Here is a 4,742-nt window from a genome sequence, read left to right as displayed (position 1 = left end):
AGCCCCGCCGAATACGAGACCACCCTCGCGGCCTGACCACCACACCAAAGGTGTCCGCCAAAGCGGAACAAGCTCAGGATCCAACACGAAGGTGGACAGTAGGGCTGACTTGCCAGCCCATGCCTGTGCCCGCCACCACAAGTACGATTCCGAATCGGGATCAGTGCAGAAGCTTGCTAGCTCAGCTAGTTCCGCTTCCCGAGCTAGCAGCTGCTGCGGAGCGATGCGTCTGACCTGAGCCAAGTAGTCGGAGCGCACCGCTGGGTGGCGCGCCTCTGAGTCGTCCCTCTTGTCGGAGCCGCCGTCTTCCGAGGAGTGCCCAGCAAGAGGAAGGCCAATCAGGTCCCGGCGCAGCGAATCGGCGGTCTTTGTCGCGGCTGTCGGTGCGTATCGGCCCACCAGTTCGCAGAGCCGACTGAACAGCCGGTCGGCGGCGTCTGGGGTACCCGCCTTGACGACGCCCCGGAGCCGGCCTACTGCCATCGCCCGGTCCGCCTCGTCGACGCCTTCGAGTCGGACTTCCCGAAGCCGCAATGCGCCGAGCACGCGCCATGTCAGCTCGGTGAGGGATCTTCCGCTCATGTTGATACCAGCGTGCACCGCGGCCGAGGCGACCATGTGGTCGAAGTGGCTCAGTCGCTCCCGTACTCCCTGATTCGTTCGCCCAGGGTGGGAGACTTCCATGCGGAACAGACGCTCACTCACCGTGTCCCGGGCGATGCCGGCCAGCTCCTTGAGCTGTCTTACGTGTGTGTTGGGACTCGCAACTACGAGAGCTAGTCGCCAACGTCCTTCGGCGACCTCCTCTGGATGATCGTGCACCACCTGGAGATAGGAACCGATTAGTTCTACTGTCGTTTGGTCGCTAGCTACGAACGACGGGTCCCGGCGGACGCCGATCGACACCTGCCGCCGCGTGCCGTCCACCGAACGGCCGGTCAACATTAGGTCGTCCACGGGGCTGTAGGCACTCGCCTGGAAGTGGACCTCGTCCGGAGTGACATCGTTCCCCAGCTCGTCCACGGGGTCTGCGGTGAGCAGATGGCTCAGCAGCAGCGCGCCATAGCGGTGCTCCAAGACGGTGCCACCGCCACCCGTCGAGTACGGGCTCGCACGTCTCACGCCACTTCGGGCAAGGGAAGGATCGGCCACTCGTTCAGCCTACGTGCCCATTGCTCTCATCGCGGCGAGACTACGCTGGTGTCCTTTCGAGGGGGCGGACGGCTGGTAGAGGGAGTACAGCAACAGGCTCCGGCAGATGGATCGCAGAGGACCGGCAGCCTATTGCGGACTCGCCACCAGAGGAGCCCCTGCGAAGTTGCCCCGAGGTGGCCAGCCAGCCGCTGGCCCCAGTCCGACTCTGAGTGGTCTGCGACGCCTTGTAAAGGGCTGCACCTCAGGGGTGACGTATGGAGTGCCATCTGTGGCAATGCCACTGAGGCGGCTAATGGGCAGACGTCCACGCGGGTCCCGCTCTGCTGAAGGCCGCCGATGCGCGGGAGGGGGGCGCCAAGGCGCAGGGGAGAGCCCGGTGGGGTCGGGTGCGCATTCTCCCCAGATTCTCCCCAGGGGGCCAGGCAGGCCGGTTATATATGTTCGCAAGAGCGAAGTTGATCGCCGATTGGGATGTGCTGGCTAGAGCCAGTCGCGCTTCTTGAAGATGACGTAGAGGCTGACGCAGACCACTGCCATCAGCAGGATTGCGAAGGGGTAGCCGCCTGCCCACTTCAGCTCCGGCATGTCCTCGAAGTTCATGCCGTAGATGGTTCCTACGAGTGTGGGTGCAAACAGGATGGCGGCCCAGGAGGAGATCTTCTTGATCTCCTCGTTCTGCTCGAAGCCCGCTTCGGCCAAGGCGCGCATCTCGGCGTTCTGTTGTTGGGAGACCAGGGTGGCGTTGACCGTCAGGATCTCCGTGAGGGCCTGGCGGAAGCCGTCGACGCGCTCGCTCGTGTGCGTCACGTGGTCCGCCACGTCGCGGAGGTAGCGCTGGAGTTCCTCGTCCGTGCCGTACTTCGCGAAGCCCGCCATCAGGCCGTGGAGCATGCCCACCAGGGGGCGGGTGGCGCGTTGGAACTCGACCATCTCGCGGGAGAGTTCGTAGATGCGGCGGGAGACCGCCGGGTCGCCGCGGAAGACCTCCGTCTCGATCTCGTCGATGTCGGTCTGGACGCCCTCGACGACCGGGGCGTAGCCGTCGACCACCGCGTCGAGGATGGCGTACAGGGCCGCCTCCGGGCCGAGGGACAGGAGTTCCGGGTTGCCCTCCATCCGGCGGCGGACCGCCGAGAGGTCCGGGGCGCTCCCGTGGCGGACCGTGATCAGGAAGTCCGGGCCGACGAAGATGTGGAGCTCGGCGAAGTCGACCTCCTCCTGCGCGTCGAGGTAGCGGGCGGCGCGCAGGACGACGAAGAGGGTGTCGCCGTAGCGTTCCAGTTTGGGGCGCTGGTGGGCCTCCAGGGCGTCCTCGACGGCGAGTTCGTGGAGGTTGAACTCGGCCGCCAGCGAGTGGAGTTCGGGCTCGGTCGGACGGTGCAGCCCGATCCAGGCCATCCCCTCGGGCTCCTCGCGCAGCTGCCGGAAGGTGTCGGCGAGGCTGGCCGGGGAGGCGATCCGGCGGCCGTCGCGGTAGACGGCCGAGTCGATCACGCTGCGGTGGTTCGGGGGAGCGGGGGCCGCCGGTGCGGGCCGCGGGCCGGTCGGCGGTCCTGCCGGAGGGGTGGTGCCGGTCGGGTCGGCGGGGCGCCGCCACCCCGCGCGCTTCGCGGCGGACGGCGAGGGGCGGCGGTCTGGACGCTCCGACATCGCAGGTCAGCTCCCGGTCGAACGTGTGTTTACGGGCAAGGGGCAGGATATAGGGGAGAAAGGGGCGGCCGGGGCCGGGCAGGGGGGTTACCGGCCCGCTTCGGATGGCGGTTGCGGACCGGATCTGTCCGCAAGGAGGGCTAGTTTGCTGCCATGGCTTCCAGGACGACACACCCCGTACTCGACACCCGCGCTCTGAACCGTGCCACGCTCGCCCGCCAGTTGCTGCTGAGCCGCGCCGAGATGTCCGCGGGGGACGCCGTCGCGCACCTGCTCGGGCTGCAGGCGCAGAACGTGAAGCCGCCCTACTTCCAGCTGCACGCCCGGCTCGCCGACTTCCGGCCCGCCGAGCTGGCCGGGCTCATGGAATCCCGCGAGGTCGTCCGGATGGTCACCATGCGGTCGACGATCCACACGCACACCGCCCACGACGCCCTGACCCTCAGGCCCCTCGTCCAGCCCGCCCGCGACCGCGAGGTCACCTACTTCCGCAAGGGGCTCACGGGAGTGGATCTGGACCACCTCGCCGAGCGCGCCCGCGCCTTCGTCGAGAGCGAGCCGCGCACCATGGGCGAGATCCGCGAGGAACTGCTCCAGGAATGGCCCGACGCCGACCCGCAGTCCCTGTCCGTCGCCGCCCGCTGCCGGCTGCCGCTCGTCCAGGTCACCCCGCGGGGCGTATGGGGGCGCAGCGGCCAGGTCCGGCTCACCACCGTCGAGAGCTGGCTCGGGAAGCCCGCCGGCGCCGCGCAGCCCGTGGACGAGGTCGTGCTGCGCTACCTCGCCGCCTTCGGGCCCGCCTCCGTCAAGGACATGCAGACCTGGGCCGGACTGACCCGGCTGCGCGAGGCCTTCGAGCGGCTGCGCCCGGTCCTCCTCGTCTTCCAGGACGAGAACGGCGTGGAACTCTTCGACCTCCCCGACGCCCCTCGCCCCGACGCTGACACCCCGGCCCCGCCGCGCTTCCTCCCGGAGTTCGACAACCTCCTGCTCTCGCACGCCGACCGCACCCGCGTGGTCGCCCCGGAGATCAAGGGGCGCACGTGGACGGGGAACCAGGCCCACTGCACCCTGCTCGTGGACGGGTTCCTCGCCGGCCTGTGGAAGCTGGACGGGCAGGCACTCACCGTCGAGCTGTTCGGCCCGGTCCCGAAGGCGGCGAAGGAGGAGATCGTCGCCGAGGGGGAGCTGATGGTGGCGGGGTTGGCGGAGCCCGGCGGGGCTGGCGGGGCCGGCGGGGTGTCCGTACGGTTCGGAGCGATCAACCCCTGACGCGCGGCGCCTTCCCCGGACGGCCGCCTTCCCCGGACGGGCGCTCCCGTACGGTCCTGGGCGGTCCCGCTTCGTCAACTCGCGGCTGACGCCGCACTGGTGGTCCGTACACCGAAGGCGGCACGATGCCCGTCATGACGACCGAGAGCACGCAGGACGACGCCACCGCACGATTCCTGGCCGCGCGGGACTTCCTACTGGAACGCCGCGGCGACTACGAGGCCGCCCGCGCCGGATTCACCTGGCCCCGCCCCCACCGCTTCAACTGGGCCCTGGACTGGTTCGACCACATCGCCGCCGGGAACGACGCCGACGCCCTGCGCATCGTCGAGGAGGACGGCACCAGCCGGCGCCTCAGCTTCGCGGAGCTCGCCGTACGGTCCGGCGCCGCCGCCAACTGGCTCCGCGGACAGGGCGTCGCGCCCGGCGACCGGATCCTGGTCATGCTCGGCAACCAGCGCGAGCTGTGGGAGGTGATGCTCGGCGCGATGAAACTGCGCGCCGTCGTCATCCCCGCCACCCCGCTGCTCGGCCCGGCCGACCTGCGCGACCGGGTCGAGCGCGGCCAGGTGCGCCATGTCATCGCGCGCGACCTGGACACGGCCAAGTTCGACGAGGTGCCGGGCGGCTACACCCGGATCGCCGTCGGGGACCAGGTCCCCGAA

Annotated in this window: 4 protein-coding genes; 2 read left to right on the top strand and 2 right to left on the bottom strand. The window is 69.3% G+C overall.

Features of this window, described 5'->3' with window-relative positions; all coding sequences use genetic code 11:
• Nucleotides 1-1,152, bottom strand: a 1,152-nt coding sequence (locus tag AB8A24_RS42980) for a hypothetical protein (protein ID WP_369479226.1), incomplete at its 3' end; no start/stop codon positions are given.
• Between the two features lie 483 nt (nt 1,153-1,635).
• Entirely contained in the window at nt 1,636-2,805 is a 1,170-nt protein-coding gene (locus tag AB8A24_RS42975) for a magnesium and cobalt transport protein CorA (RefSeq protein WP_369479225.1), read from the bottom strand.
• Between the two features lie 153 nt (nt 2,806-2,958).
• Here AB8A24_RS42975 and AB8A24_RS42970 point away from each other — a divergent pair, with 153 nt between their 5' ends.
• Nucleotides 2,959-4,077 carry a winged helix DNA-binding domain-containing protein gene (locus AB8A24_RS42970; protein ID WP_369479224.1) on the top strand — a complete coding sequence of 373 codons (1,119 nt, stop codon included), beginning with the start codon at nt 2,959-2,961 and terminating at the stop codon, nt 4,075-4,077.
• A gap of 125 nt (nt 4,078-4,202) precedes the next feature.
• On the top strand, nt 4,203-4,742 hold a 540-nt coding region (locus AB8A24_RS42965), incomplete at its 3' end, for an AMP-binding protein (protein WP_369479223.1).

It is taken from the genome of Streptomyces sp. BF23-19, assembly GCF_041106355.1.
Classification (GTDB): domain Bacteria; phylum Actinomycetota; class Actinomycetes; order Streptomycetales; family Streptomycetaceae; genus Streptomyces; species Streptomyces virginiae_A.
The sequence above is the reverse complement of the archived record's forward strand: the minus strand, read 5'-3'. Positions and strand labels throughout refer to the sequence as shown.